Source organism: Legionella birminghamensis, from assembly GCF_900452515.1.
Taxonomy (GTDB): Bacteria; Pseudomonadota; Gammaproteobacteria; order Legionellales; family Legionellaceae; genus Legionella_C; species Legionella_C birminghamensis.
In genome coordinates this window covers 3,424,365-3,438,417 of the sequence record NZ_UGNW01000001.1, presented here as the reverse complement: position 1 = coordinate 3,438,417, position 14,053 = coordinate 3,424,365, and the positions used below count along the sequence as shown (strand labels likewise).

Below are 14,053 nucleotides of genomic sequence, written 5' to 3'. Positions count from 1 at the left end.
CACAGGCGAATAAACAATAAGCATTAAATACTTGTGATGTTTAAAATAGTTTTTCATGAATGATTAAAAATTATTCAACGGAGGCATTATTTACAAATGGGAAAGAGTGTCGTAGAGTGAAGCATTTTGATAATTTAATCGCAGGTTATTGAAATAAATGGCTCGCTTTGAGCATAATTTATTCAAAAATTAAGATTTTCTTAAGCTAAAGCCAATATAATAGCTTCAGCAAGTGTAGACCAGCAGTGAAGGAATGTAATGAGTAAGAAGCATGCGCTTAGCATTTTTAGTCTGACAATGATTACTGTAGGCTCGGTAGATAGTATCCGTAATTTGCCGGCAACAGCGTTGTTTGGCAGCCAGTTAATTTCGTTCTTCTTTCTGGGGGCTTTTTTCTTTCTAATCCCGACAGCTTTAGTATCCGCCGAACTGGCTTCCGGTTGGGCTAAACAGGGTGGCATTTACATCTGGGTTAAAGAGGCTTTCGGCAAAAGAGCCGGCTTCCTTGCGATTTGGCTGCAATGGATTGAAAATGTCATTTGGTATCCCACCATCCTGTCCTTTGTCGCAGGGACCATTGGCTATTTGATTAATCCAGCCATGGCCGATAACCCTTATTTCCTGTGGCTGGTGATCGTCTGCTCTTTCTGGGGTGCTACTCTGGTTAATCTGCGCGGCATGAAGTCCTCTGCATTATTTAGTAATATCTGTGCTATCTCGGGGCTCTTGCTGCCGATGGGCTTGATTATCGGCTTGGGTGCTGCATGGCTTGCAGGCGGAAATCCCTTACAAATTCAATTTGATGTACAAAGTATTAGCCCCCATTGGCAGGATCGCTCCATGTGGGTTTCATTAACAGCCATTATGATGTCTTTTTGCGGCATTGAAATCGCCACGGTGCATGCAAATGATGTGAATAATCCACAACATGCATTTCCGCGGGCGCTGATCTACTCCGTTCTGATTATTCTAAGTACTCTCATATTGGGTTCCCTGGCTATTGCAATTGTGTTGCCAAACAGCGAAATCAATCTGGTAGCGGGAATCATGCAGGCCTTTCACGCGTTTTTTAGCCAATACCATCTGGTGTGGATGATGCCGGTTGTTGCCCTGATGCTGGTTATGGGCGGCCTTGGCGGTGTGAGCAACTGGATTATCGCCCCCACCAAGGGGCTGCTGGTGGCTGCAGAAGACGGTAATTTGCCGGAGCTGTTTCAACGTACTAATCGACAAAATGCGCCTGTTGTCATGTTAATTACCCAGGCTGTGATTGTAACATTGTTATCTACCCTCTTTTTATTCATGCCCAGCGTGAACGGCTCCTACTGGTTGTTGACAGCCCTGGCCGCACAACTGTACATGCTGATGTATCTGATGATGTTTCTTGCTGCGATTAAATTGAGGTTCAGCGCCCCCGATCATCATCGTGCTTTTCGTATTCCTGGCGGAAAGGCGGGATTATTGTTCGTTTGCGGAATCGGTATCATCGGCACCCTGACCACATTGGTTGTCAGCTTTATGCCGCCAGATAACATCAATGTTGGCAGTACAAGCCGATATGAATTGACTCTGGTTTTAGGATTGCTGTTAATGTGCTCTCCGCCGTTAATCAGCAGTTGGTGGCAAAGCCGAGGCCGGTTTAAGGCTGCTAATGTTGAGGCAATTTAAGGGTTAGATAGGCCCCGCGGTCGCTGCCGCGGGGATTCGTAATTTAAACGAACCACGCGAGCATTCGAATCCCTCGGAGCATTAAGCCGTAATCAGGCAGCATTACGCCGAATCCCCGCGGCAGCGACCGCGGGGCCCATCATCCCGTGTACTGGCTCAGCAACTCATTATTAATCGCTGTTTCCTTCACTTCATTGCATTTTTCAATATTGCTGACAACAGCGCCTATATTCAACTGAAAAAAGCTGAATAATCCAACTTTCTGGGCTTGCTGCAGAGGGATAACAAAACCGGTGCCTTCTTCTTTCTTTTTTCCTGGCGCGTGCCGCCAGAATTTCAGTTGATGCGAAGTATGAATCAGGGTGGGTTTCAGCTGCGGATCCAGGGCTTCGACGGTTACTTGAATGTCTTCAACATCCAGCTGGTTTTTTGCCAGGAATTCGGCGCAACTTAAATTGTGCATTTGCCCGTTTTCATGCCTGCTATCTATTTCATAGCCCCGTAATTCCATAGCCCTTTTTTTATAGTTTGCAGCAATAAGGGCTGCTACGCTATGTACAATCAAAACAATGGGAAAGAATAGGGCTGTGGCTGCTCCACTGACTATGGCACGCAGGGCATAAAAGAATACAGCCCCTCGCCAGGGTAATACATTTTCAAAAAGCCGGGGTATAAATAAACTCACATAATCATAAATGCCCACGTGATTCTCATTGCCAGCAAAAATAAAATAAGTATCTTTTACTTTTTGCCGAAGTGAGGTTCGCAAAGCCCGGGCATGAGGTGTGTGCTTTGCTTCTCTGATCCCTGAGAAAGGGTTGAAAAAATCAACGGCCATAGGTGTTGAAATTTTGGATAAAAATTCAGTGTATTAATGCCATTCAATTTTGTCAATGAAATGGCACTAATTACTGAGGCATTAATAAGGGCGATGAACGCTGCTTATTGGACTCTGAGGCTCGGTATGGGGTGCTTTTTTCTCAGAGCGGGATAAGGCATTATCGAATAAAGCATTTATTTCAGCAATCTTGTCGCGTTGCGGGACGGGTTCTGGGCGGCTAAAAAATTTAATAAGCGCTTTAATGGGCTGAAATTGAGCGGCAGCTTGCTGCGGAGATGCATCGGTACCAGTTGAGCTGGAAGGAGCCGACAATTTATGTGGATGTGTTTCATAATAGTGTTGCAGGCTGCCAGTACGTAACTGTTCGATGATTTTCTCGCGGTTTTCCGGCTTGAGAGTGTCCATTTCGGCTAGAGTATATTTGATAAAATGTATTATTTTTTCGAAACGTCCGCCGCCTGTCCAAAGTTTCAGATCATGCAAAAACGCTTTAGTCAATTGTAATTCAGCGGGTTTTTTAGAAGAGCCAATCAATGCTTCCAGCAAAGCCATACGAGAGTCGGGAAGATATGCTTTTAGCGATTGTGTCGCTGGATGATTAAGGACGTGAGCGTAATCAATATAGTTTTTCAGGCAAGTCATCTGAATAATATATAGCGCACTGGAGCCGTATAAGCCGGAGAAGAGGGCTATTTCAGAATCACATTCCTCTTTCGTAGTTTTGGGCCGGCATCTGATCAGTGCAGGAAGTAATCCGATTTGAGCATCCTCAAGGTGGAAGTGGAGGATGTAAAATAAGCTTGCCATTAAAGTTAAAGAACCCTTTAAACTATGCTGCTGTGTTAGAATCTTTTTGTATTCGACCTGATCCTGCATTTGCAGAATTCTTAAGAAGGGGTAGCGCTCTATTTTATCGATTGTGAATTTATCGGTTGTGGCTTCTCCCAAAACTCTTGCTGTGGCTGTAATAAGACTGAGCATACTGCCCGCGGACTGATATATCCCCACAAATTTGATAAAAATAATTGCAGTTAAATTCGAGTAATGATCTAATTCCTCCCAATAAAACAGATTGGGATGAATGATGGAAGCTATTGATATTTTACATACTCATTTGATGGAAGAGTGCCCTTTTATCCATGGTAAACGTTTACAGGCGGTCATGGATGTGGCTTGCTCTCTTCAGAAGAAGCAAAACCTATCTCTAACAGCGATAGGAAAAGGATTATCTGGCGACGTTTCATTAAAGCATAAAATTAAAAAAGTGGATCGCCTTGAGGGGAACAAGCACCTTTATGAAGAAATCGGCGCAATTTATACAGGTCTTTCCAGCTTTCTATTTCAATACCTTGCTTTTCAAGAAGATGTTCCTGTGTTAATCGATCTTTGTTATTTAAAAGATGATCATGATATTCAAATGTTAAGTGCAGAAATTGCGCTTAAAGGCAGAAGCATTCCCCTGTATCGAGAAGTGTTTCGCTCCGGGGGATTATCTGGACGAGCGCACTCTTTTTTACAGGGATTAATGCCCTGTATTCCAAAGAACAAAACCGTCATTTTTATTATGGACGCAGGATTTGGTGAAGACTGGCTTAAAGCAATAGAGTCATTGGGCTGGTTCTGGTTAACTCGGATTAGACAAGGAAAAATGCTAAAACTTGGCGCTGATGAAGAATGGACTACAGTAAAAGACTTCGTCCCCCAAATATCGGAGAAAACGAAAAGTTACAATCAAGCCTTTATCATGAAAGACCATAATCGTGCATGTCGCGTTATTACCACACAACGTAGTCCTGGGGAAAAAAGAAGTCTGAGTCGAGTTCCAAGGAATGATAAAGCCGGCTCTAATCATTACCGACGTTTGGCACGAGAGCCATGGATATTGGCAACGAATTTACCTAAAGAGACTTTTAACGCCACCAAAGTAGTGAACTATTATTCTAAAAGAATGCAAATAGAACAATCATTTCGTGACGTTAAAAGCCATCAATTTGGTTTGTCAGCTCGCTATGCAAGCACTAAAAGCATTTATCGCTGGGGGGTCAAAATGTTATTGGCTGCTATTGTTCAGCTGATGTTTTGGATAATAGGCGTGATTGCCCATAGCCAAAATTATCAAAGGGTTTTTCAGGCTAATACCGTCAGGGATAAAAAGGTATTCTCTTACTTCTATTTAGGACAATTGATGGTTGAATTTGACAAGATACATGAGCTCGTTATTGACCATGAAAACTTACCAAATCTTATTGAACAGGAGTTGGCTAGAAAATGGTAATTTTGTGGGGATCAGTCAGCCCGCGGATATATTTCCTGCCTTATTAAATTCCTCGCTATAGCGTTCAAAAACAAATGGATAATGCCGGGTATATACATCGGAAAAGCCATTTCTCTCCAGTGTATTTTGAAGCTCAATCCAGCTGCCAACCTGTGTATTCTCGCGCCACTTTTCGTCAACAATATTATTGGTTGCCCAATGCCAAAACTGATCAATCCTCAGGATAACTTCATTTTTTAGGGAAGCTTCCACTGGCTTTTCTTTTTCAGTATCGATATGTCGAGTTAAGGAAGCAAGGGACGCAGAAAGACGCTCAGATTCACTATCTGCTTCAAATTCTGAGCATTGTTTTGAAAATTCATCAAGAATTTTTTTCAAGTCACCCAGGCTGATCGTCATTGTTATACCTCCTTACTTCGTCACTTATGCTTTTAATTGATCTTTAAGGGCCAGAAGTTCATCACGCACTTTTGCGGCTATTTCAAATTCCATATTCTGGGCGTGAGTATGCATTTGTTTTTCAAGTTGCTTAATTCGTTTGGCAAGCTGTTCCGGCGGCAGAAGCTCGTATTTTGGCTGGCGCTCAGCAATCTGATTTTTCCGTTTATTACTGTAAGCACCTTCCATGATATCTTCAATTGATTTTTTAATGCCTTTGGGCGTTATACCATGCGCTTCATTGTAAGCTAATTGTTTGTTACGCCGACGCTCCGTTTCATCAAGCGCCCGCTGCATGGAGCCCGTCATGCGATCGGCATATAAAATGGCCCGGCCGTTCAGATTTCTGGCGGCTCGGCCTATCGTTTGAATCAGCGAACGGTCGGAACGGAGGAAGCCTTCCTTATCCGCATCAAGAATGGCAACCAGGGCGACTTCGGGCATATCCAAGCCTTCACGCAATAGATTGATTCCCACCAGCACATCGAATTCGCCCAGCCTTAAATCACGGATGATCTCGACCCGCTCAACGGTATCGATATCTGCATGCAAATAGCGGACGCGAACACCTTGATCCTGGAGGTAGTCGGTTAAATCCTCTGCCATCCGCTTGGTTAAGGTGGTGACAAGGATCCGCTCGCCTTGAGCCTGAACCTGGCGGATTTCAGAGAGCAGGTCATCGACCTGATTCCTCACAGGCCTTACAATGACCTGCGGATCGACAAGGCCGGTTGGACGAACGACCTGCTCCGCGATATTATCGGCCTGTTCCTTTTCAAAAGGGCCAGGAGTGGCCGACACATAAATAGTCTGCGGTGAGCGGCTATCGAATTCTTCAAAACGAAGCGGGCGGTTATCCAGTGCGGAAGGCAGCCTGAAACCGTAATTAACTAATGTTTCTTTACGGGCGCGGTCGCCGCGATACATGCCGCCGATTTGCGGTACGGTGACATGGGATTCATCAATTATCAGCAAGGCTTCTGGCGGTAAATAATCAAACAAGGTAGGCGGCGGCTCACCCTCGTTTCGCCCGGATAAATAACGGGAATAGTTTTCAATGCCCGAGCAATAGCCCAGCTCTAACATCATTTCGATATCAAAACAGGTGCGTTGCTGCAAACGCTGCGCTTCCAGCAGTTTGCCCTCCCGGGTGAACTCATCCACCCTTATCCTTAATTCTTCCTTGGCTTGTTCGATGGTTTCAAGAAGCCTTTCCCGCGGCGTTACATAGTGTGTTTTTGGAAAAATGGTAACGCGCGGGAGATGCTGGATAATGTCGCCTGTTAGCGGGTCAAATCGCATAATGCGTTCTACTTCATCATCGAATAATTCGATACGGACGGCTTCCTTCTCCGAGTCGGCCGGAAAAACATCAATTACATCGCCAGTAACCCGGAATTGCCCCCTATCCAGTGACTGATTATTGCGGGTGTATTGCATTTCTGCCAGACGGCGCAAAATTTTACGCTGGTCGCATTGTTCTCCGCGTGAAAGATGTAATACCATACGCAGATAGGAATCCGGATCGCCCAATCCATAAATGGCAGAAACCGTGGCAACAATAATCGCATCTTTACGCTCGATTAAAGCCTTGGTCGCAGAGAGGCGCATTTGTTCGATATGTTCGTTAATCGATGCGTCTTTTTCAATGAAAGTATCAGAGGCAGGGACATAGGCTTCCGGCTGATAATAATCATAATAGGATACAAAATATTCAACAGCATTATCAGGAAAAAAAGCTTTGAATTCCCCATAGAGCTGTGCGGCCAATGTTTTGTTAGGTGCCATAATTAAGGTAGGGCGTTTCATTGCTTCAATAACATGGGCGATCGTGAAGGTTTTACCTGAACCGGTAACTCCAAGAAGAATCTGTCTGGCCAACCCGGATTCAATGCCATCAATTAATGAGGAAATGGCCGTGGGTTGATCCCCTGCGGGCTGAAAATTTGAGTAAATTTTAAATATATTTTTCATAATAAGAACTATACATTTTGTGGAAAAAGATGCAAGTTTTTTACAACTTGACTAAACCGTCACTGCCGTTTGACGGATATACGTAGAGAAGAGACGAACAGTCTGCCTACGCTCTGCGGCTTGTTCGCAGAGTCTATGGATTCCGTGAACACGTCGCGGATAAGTTATCCCAATTTGCGGTAATTTTTAAATAGGAGTGATTGATGCAAATTACACTGGCTAATCGAGTAAAGCAGGTAAAGCCTTCGCCAACGCTTGCAGTAGCTGCCAAAGCGTCGCAAATGCAGGCCCAGGGCATGGATATTATTAATCTTGGCACCGGCGAGCCTGATTTTGATACCCCCCAGCATATCAAGGATGCTGCCATTGCGGCTATTAATGCGGGTTTTACCAAGTACACGCCAGTGGATGGTATCAGCGAATTAAAAGAGGCCATTCGGGAGAAGTTTAATCGGGACAATGGGCTTGCCTACCAGTTAAATCAGATCCTTGTCTCCGTCGGTGGAAAGCAAAGCTGTTATAACCTTTGCCAGGCGCTGCTTAATGAAGGCGATGAAGTATTAATTCCGGCACCGTACTGGGTATCCTATCCGGATATGGTATTACTGGCGGATGCCGTTCCGGTAATTATTCCAACGACCCCGGCAATGCGCTACAAAATTACTTCTTCCCAGCTAGAACAGGCGATCACCCCTAAAACCCGCTTGTTTATTTTAAACAGTCCCTCCAACCCTTCCGGAGTGGCCTATAGCCTGGATGAATTAAAAGCCCTGGCTGAAGTGCTGAAAAGACATCCCCAGGTTTTGATTGCAACAGATGACATGTATGAACATATAATTTGGTCACAGCCCTTTTGCAATATACTCAATGCCTGCCCTGAATTATACGAGCGGACGATTGTATTAAACGGCGTTTCCAAAGCCTATTCAATGACTGGTTGGCGCATTGGCTATGCTGCAGGCCCGTCTGCATTAATTAATGCCATGAAAACTGTGCAATCGCAATCCACATCAAACCCTTGTTCCATCGCGCAAAAAGCGGCCGTTGCTGCATTAACGGGCGGCGATGAAACGGTTCACCGTATGGTTAAAGCGTTTCATCAGCGCCATGATTATCTGGTCGATCGCATGCAGACCATGCAGGGGATTGAGGTCATCCCGGCGGATGGGACTTTCTACAGTTTCCCCAATGTCCAGGCGATAATTGAGAAAAGAGGCTATGCCAATGACGTGGAGTTTGCCGAGCATTTGCTTTTGGAAGAAGGCCTGGCGCTAGTCCCCGGTTCTGCATTTGGCACCGAAGGCTGCATACGCTTATCCTTTGCCACCAGCATGGATAATCTAAGCAGCGCTCTTGATCGCCTAAGCCGTTTTTGTAAAAAATAAAAAAGCGAATAAAAACCCTTGACTCTTAAGCGGGATCTCTTTATGATTCCGCCTTATTCCCTGGTAGCTCAGTCGGTAGAGCGGATGACTGTTAATCATTAGGTCACAGGTTCGAGTCCTGTCCGGGGAGCCAATTCCAGTCTAGGTTTTGGCGAAAATCAATCACACCTTAAATTTTACGTGTCGAATATGTGTCGAAGTTTGAAGCATGGCTAAAATTATTCTTGCTCATCTAAAGAATAGTAATTTTTAATAAGATTAATAATAGAAAAGGAATCCCTTTTTTCTTTATGTTGCTTCCAGGCTTGCTTGTAATATAACTTCCAGAGAGATGGATTCAACAATTTTAATTTGGCTAATTCTAAACTTAAGGGTGTTTCTTCTTCATCCCTTAGCAAACGATTTGCAATCCCTATAGATTTTATAAAATTAATAAAAGGGTAACATCCAATTTCATTTAGAAAAACATTTGCAAATATATTCCATTTAATAGGGCAACAATATATTTCTTCAATTTCTGAGGTTAGTCTCTCTGCTAACTGTTCGTAACTAGGATTAATAATATACAATCTTTTCTGATACCGTGAGGCTAATTCCGAAATTAAGTGAAAATAGAACATGTCATTCATATCATTTCCATCATCACAAAATGAATAGCCCATAATAAAAATATTGTCATATTGGTTGAAATTATTTCTTAAATAATTATATGGGTGGCTAAATAATATACTTTCCTTTTCTTTTAAGGGGGGATGTATTTCCCAATGCTCAAATAATTTTAAGTCATAATCTAGGCTTAAATCATCTAAAGAATTTAGAAAATCTGCAGCATGGCAAGGAAACTTTCCATGAGGATGTTGGATTAAAATATTTTTATTTTTTATAAACCGACAACTTAATCCATCATGATTAAAATCAAAAATATCACCAGATTGGCAAAAATTAAAAATTTCATATTCTGGACATTTTTCAGGAATTGTCGGGAGTATGTGTTTTAAGTACTCGTTTTCAAATCTGGCATTTGGAGTGCAATTAAAATAAAGCCATGGTATCGTTTCTTGGATTTCAGCAAAAGATGGTTGTTCTATTAGACTTTTTTGCAAATCGCTAGGATTTTTATTTATTTCTACTGGGAACGAGCCACTATTAAAAATACTTGTTTTTATAGCGGACTTTGTAGCAGAGATGGTTTTAGCATATTTAATAGATATTCCTGACCCAACTAAATACAATGAATTCTTTCTAAAAAAGTTTTCTATTAAAAAAATGATGCCATTTTCTATTTCCTTATTCATATAGTTAAATCCAGCGATTATTCAAATTAAATTGTTTTGATGCATACTGTCTTTTAATGAAAATTTGGCTTGCTTTTAAAGACAGTATCTCCGATTGCTAGGTGTATTTTATCTCTGTCATCTAGTGCTAGTTTTATTGATTCAACATTTTGTCTCGCATCATCCTTAATAAGTAAAGGCCATAATCAAGCTAATAGCCACATAACTTAATATTTCCTGAGTATTCATCATAAATTTGTCATGCACCCAAACAACGTCGATAGTATTCGATCTACCCATGTTAGGGTTTGCCCTCCACCCATCTTCTATATGCTGTAGGACTCAATTCACGGGCATAAATATTGTGAGTTTCAAAATGTTTTTTTTGAATATCAGGAAGATTGCTTAATTTATATAACCAAGTAGACAAATAACCACAATCATAATTAACATCAATTTGTAAGCTCCATCCTTCTGTTTGTGAACTCAAAACGCCTACATCGTTATTAAGATTAATAGAATAATCTGGGTTACTGCTAAATTTATCTAATACTTTGATGTTAAAAGAAACAATTAATAAATTTTCACTTTTTTGTAAGTTTGATAGATCAAAAGATTCTTTTCTGGCGATATAAAAATCATTGCTCATAGCATTCTCCTTAACACCTCATCTATAATTTTTATTACATTGTCAGCTTCTCCATCCAATGTGGCATAATGATTAACTTCTAAGTCTTTATATAAATTTTTCACTTGGCCAATATCTGTTACAGATTTTTTTTGAAAACTAACCAACTCATCTGAAATATAATTGTAACAATGAATATACCCGTTAGGATTTAGCCGCCTTTTCAAGTAAAATTGTGGGATATAATGATGCTTACTCATAAAATATTAATCCCTTAACTGATGAATAATAAAAGGTAATTGTATATACAAATTTATCGAATATAGTTCAAATATAGCATATTCTCTAAATTGATCAGCAAGTAGGCCGTTTGCTTGCAAACGAGGAAATCAAACTATCATTCCTAAACAAAATAATAATTGATTCGCAGACATATAAAAAATACACGGGACAATCGGGACAACTGGGGCACCCGCATAAATAAAGGGCTAAATGCATTCCCACCTTATATGTTGAAGGTGGGGCATAAGGGACAAATAATTGTTTCGGTATATTAACAAAAGCACTGTTCTTGTCGCACAAAATTAAACGATCACAATAAATCTTTTATATTTGGAATAGGATTATATTTAAATGAGGGGGTAGAGGTATCCTTTGTCTTACTGGAACTCCCAACTGACTTCTTAGCTCGAACTTCAACAGATTTATTTTGCGAATACCCTGGCTTTTGACCATTAAGGTATTTCAATACGTACAACCGGAACGTATTGTAAGTTGCAGTGAAGCTTCCCTCATCCCTAAGAGTTTCCCATATGATGGTAATCGACCATCCTTTTTCCAAGGCTTCGGAAATATCTTCGCGTAACGCAAGAAACTCCACTTTATTTTTCCTGGAGTTCGTTTTTTGTTGACCTTGTTTAGAAGTCGTTAAGTTTTCTGTTAAGGATTTTTTCATGATCTACTCTCTGTAAAATGGCTAATCAATCCTTTGAGTTTTATCGTTTATTTCTATTTATTTATGACTTTTTCAGTCACTGGCAAGCCCTTTTTGGTAACTTTCGGTAATTTATTATTTATTTCTGTTTATTCTTGATTATCTTCGTTACTAATCGTTATATAACGCATAATTACCAAAAGACGGTTCCAAAATAAATTTCAAAATGCAGGGCAAGATAGGTGAAGTTAGCTAACCAGCAGGCTGGTTACCAAACTTCACAAGCCTTATTCGCACCTTCGGTGCTCAACATAAAAACCGGTGGTATAGGCAATTTTATTCACCTCCCCAAATTTTACCGGTAAATACATACAATCTTGGGGTGCCAACTCCTTTGATCCTTGGCTTATGTGAGGCTTTACCATCCGGAGCGGGTTTCAGCCAGCCGGCTTGCAATAAAACCCTTGTCACGGTGCGTTGATCAAAGCCTTTGCACAGCTCATTCTTGTACGCCTCGGTTAACACCATGTAGATTCGAAACCCTTCATCATCTGTTTGATAAAATCCTGCTCGGTTGAGAATCTTGTCGTTGTTAGGTGAGTTGGCATTATCAAAGCGGCTGGCACCATGAGATTCGAAGAAGGCACGTACTTGCGCCATAATGGCGCGATCTTCGCGGTGACCATCAACCCCAAAAGCTTCTTGCCATGCAATGAAGCAAGTCTTCGCAGCATGAATAGATTCGCCTTTTTGCCATCCTGTCAGACCAAATTGACTGGCCAGTTCTCCGGCAGCAGCAACTAATGCAAAGCGTCTGGCAACACGGATTATCTGACCTGTTGCATCAGGCTGAATGACTACATCAACAAAGGTTTGAATGGTATCGGTGATATATCGGCTGATTGTTTGTCGATTGGAAACTACTTGATTCAGCCACGCCATACCGATTGCGCCATGATATCGGCTGCTGTATTTCTTTAGCGATAATGCCATGCTGGCAGGGCTTAGTTGATCATGAATTGTTTCAAAGATCCCCATACCGTAACCTGCATCCGCTTCAATATCAGCAAGCCTGATTTCCTGACCAGCGTTAATGCGTTGCCCTGATTTTGCCATGAGTGCTGTCAAAGACTCTTCACCAGCAGATAAGAAAAATAAAGACCATCGGGATGATTGCCTGACTGTACCTGTACGAGAAGCACGTGTTTTTCCCTGACCATTAGCTAGCAAATAAGCTGCTTCTCCTGCTTCGCTGGGATCCATTTGACTGAGTTCATCAAGAATCAATAATCCATCATTGTGTAATGATGCTAAGCCTTCAAGGCCATTGGTGGTGCTGCGCCATAAACGGCAATAGGATTGTGGGTTTCCCCAAACAGAGGCAGCCAGACTCAATGCAGTGCTTTTGCCTGATGAAGACGCACCTCTGAAATGAAAACCGCCTGAGTCTTCGCCAACAATTTTTGCCAGTACAGGGGCTAATGCTACAGATATGGCAAACACCAATCTTGAGTTGCCTGATGCCAACCGACCTATTGAGTCGCGCCATTCTTCAACGCTACCATTGATAGACACAGCTGGCTCAATGGCATTGGTTTCTGGAAAACAATCTTCTCAGTTGATTGCCCGATGCATTGGGATGCTGTTACAAAGACATCGCCATGCCAACCAAGTTTATCAACACATCGTGCACGTGCGTCTACTGGAAAGACTTGTAAATAGGAGGCTAATAAATCGCGAGCAGTTCTATTAGGTGAAATACTCAATCCTAATCTTGCCAATTCTCGCCTCACATCAGACGCATCGCCTTGTAACAAAGCCAGGGGCATTGCCCATTGGTGAGTGATTCCGTCATCATCCTTCCATCCAAAAGACGACCCCATTCGCCACTTTGGGCATCGCGTGTTTTCGCAACGACATACAATGGCGCGCATATCCACCGAGGTGGTAGTGGATTGCCGTCCTTATCAATACCAATAAAGGTTAATCCCTCAGCAGTTAATCGAAAGCGACCGCCAGCATAGTCGCAAAAAACTGGGCGCAGCCTCGGTGTATTGGGTAATTCAATAACATGATTTTGTGACATACATTATTCTCCAAACAACAGTCAAACCATCGGAATGAAGCAAATTCATTCTGACGAATTTTAAATTTATGCGTTCTCAACGAGCTGTAACTGACCCTCGTCACTAGTTGAGTAATAAATTTTTTGTTGTTGGAGAAAATTCAACACATTACTTTTTCGGTACAATACCTTACGACCGATTTTCAAATAAGGAACACCACCACCCGACCAACGGTTACGTTCAAGTAATTGGGTGGAACAGCTTAATACCGCAGCGATTGTTTGTTGATTAAAAAGCGCAGAATGTGGCGCAGATTCAAATTCGTTTAATAGATGTAAACGGGATAATTTTTGAGCAGACATAGGGATCTCCGCAATTGATTATTCATTCGGCATAATGCCGACCTGCACGTCCCTGTGTATGAACTCAAATGCCTATCCGTCTATACTTGGACAAGCCATTGATATTCATTAGCCTTTGTTGGCTATGAAAGCTTATAATTCAAGCTTGGAAAAAATATTGCGTATTCCTTCAAAGATTGTCAAGGGAAAAAGTTCGAATTCAAAGAAC

General features: G+C 42.0%; 12 protein-coding genes, 1 tRNA gene and 1 pseudogene. 4 read left to right on the top strand and 10 right to left on the bottom strand.

The window, feature by feature from the left end; translation table 11 throughout:
• Positions 1–258 precede the first annotated feature (258 nt).
• Positions 259–1,668: an APC family permease gene (locus tag DYH42_RS14680; RefSeq protein ID WP_058524435.1), complete on the top strand. Its 1,410-nt coding sequence runs from the start codon at positions 259–261 to the stop codon at positions 1,666–1,668.
• 139 nt (positions 1,669–1,807) lie between these two features.
• On the opposite strand, the gene DYH42_RS14675 is transcribed toward DYH42_RS14680, so the two are convergent.
• Positions 1,808–2,506, bottom strand: a complete 699-nt coding sequence (locus DYH42_RS14675; protein ID WP_058524436.1) for a hypothetical protein — start codon at positions 2,504–2,506, stop codon at positions 1,808–1,810.
• Positions 2,507–2,587: 81 nt separating this feature from the next.
• On the bottom strand, positions 2,588–3,490 hold the full coding sequence (locus DYH42_RS14670) for a hypothetical protein (protein WP_058524437.1): 903 nt from the start codon (positions 3,488–3,490) through the stop codon (positions 2,588–2,590).
• A 100-nt stretch (positions 3,491–3,590) separates the two neighbouring features.
• Between DYH42_RS14670 and DYH42_RS14665 the strand changes: the two genes are divergently transcribed.
• Positions 3,591–4,784, top strand: a complete 1,194-nt coding sequence (locus DYH42_RS14665; protein WP_058524076.1) for an IS4 family transposase — start codon at positions 3,591–3,593, stop codon at positions 4,782–4,784.
• A 15-nt stretch (positions 4,785–4,799) separates the two neighbouring features.
• On the opposite strand, the gene DYH42_RS14660 is transcribed toward DYH42_RS14665, so the two are convergent.
• Positions 4,800–5,183, bottom strand: a complete 384-nt coding sequence (locus DYH42_RS14660) for a hypothetical protein (protein ID WP_058522639.1) — start codon at positions 5,181–5,183, stop codon at positions 4,800–4,802.
• 24 nt (positions 5,184–5,207) lie between these two features.
• The gene (gene uvrB / locus DYH42_RS14655; RefSeq protein WP_058522638.1) at positions 5,208–7,196 is read right to left on the bottom strand and encodes an excinuclease ABC subunit UvrB; all 1,989 of its coding nucleotides are present in this window, start codon (positions 7,194–7,196) and stop codon (positions 5,208–5,210) included.
• 203 nt (positions 7,197–7,399) lie between these two features.
• Between uvrB and DYH42_RS14650 the strand changes: the two genes are divergently transcribed.
• Both DYH42_RS14650 and DYH42_RS14645 read left to right on the top strand, forming a co-directional pair.
• Entirely contained in the window at positions 7,400–8,581 is a 1,182-nt protein-coding gene (locus DYH42_RS14650) for a pyridoxal phosphate-dependent aminotransferase (protein WP_058522637.1), read from the top strand.
• Between the two features lie 57 nt (positions 8,582–8,638).
• A tRNA-Asn gene (locus DYH42_RS14645) sits at positions 8,639–8,714 on the top strand.
• 85 nt (positions 8,715–8,799) lie between these two features.
• Here the strand turns inward: DYH42_RS14645 and DYH42_RS14640 are convergent.
• From DYH42_RS14640 to DYH42_RS14615, 6 genes and pseudogenes are all read right to left on the bottom strand, one after another.
• Positions 8,800–9,876, bottom strand: coding sequence for a hypothetical protein (locus DYH42_RS14640; protein ID WP_058522636.1), 1,077 nt, complete (start codon positions 9,874–9,876; stop codon positions 8,800–8,802).
• A gap of 280 nt (positions 9,877–10,156) precedes the next feature.
• Positions 10,157–10,504, bottom strand: coding sequence for a hypothetical protein (locus DYH42_RS14635; protein ID WP_058522635.1), 348 nt, complete (start codon positions 10,502–10,504; stop codon positions 10,157–10,159).
• Complete coding sequence (locus DYH42_RS14630; protein WP_058522634.1) at positions 10,501–10,743, bottom strand: DUF4238 domain-containing protein; 243 nt, start codon at positions 10,741–10,743, stop codon at positions 10,501–10,503. The genes DYH42_RS14635 and DYH42_RS14630 overlap by 4 nt, the downstream gene beginning before the upstream one ends.
• A gap of 332 nt (positions 10,744–11,075) precedes the next feature.
• Positions 11,076–11,438 (bottom strand): TraK family protein, encoded by a 363-nt coding sequence (locus DYH42_RS14625; RefSeq protein ID WP_058522633.1) that lies wholly within the window; start codon positions 11,436–11,438, stop codon positions 11,076–11,078.
• A 315-nt stretch (positions 11,439–11,753) separates the two neighbouring features.
• Positions 11,754–13,503: pseudogene (locus DYH42_RS14620) on the bottom strand (DUF927 domain-containing protein).
• Positions 13,504–13,569: 66 nt separating this feature from the next.
• Entirely contained in the window at positions 13,570–13,845 is a 276-nt protein-coding gene (locus DYH42_RS14615) for a hypothetical protein (RefSeq protein ID WP_058522632.1), read from the bottom strand.
• Between the last annotated feature and the right edge of the window lie 208 nt (positions 13,846–14,053).